Origin of the sequence: Halomonas marinisediminis, assembly GCF_004347715.1 — a bacterium.
Lineage (GTDB): Bacteria > Pseudomonadota > Gammaproteobacteria > Pseudomonadales > Halomonadaceae > Halomonas > Halomonas icarae.
Map to the genome: position 1 here is coordinate 1 of NZ_SLTR01000614.1, position 253 is coordinate 253.

The 253-nt window shown below is 63.2% G+C and carries 1 pseudogene; it reads left to right on the plus strand.

The features are described from left to right. Positions 1-253, plus strand: a pseudogene (locus E0702_RS18005) (oxygen-independent coproporphyrinogen III oxidase); the annotation flags it as partial.

Here is a 253-nt window from a genome sequence, read left to right on the forward strand (position 1 = left end):
CGCGTTTCCCGAGGCGACCTATCGCGGATGGCTGAGCGCGCTTGATGCGTCGGCGCCGATCTCTCTTTATGTCCACATCCCCTTCTGTCGCGAAATGTGCTGGTATTGCGGCTGCAACATGAAACTCGTCAAGCGCGAAGGCCCGCTTGCCGAATATGTCGAGACGCTGCTGAAGGAGATCGCTCGTGTGCGGGCGGCGATGCCGGGGCGCGTACCGGTGGCGCATCTGCATTGGGGCGGTGGGACGCCAACC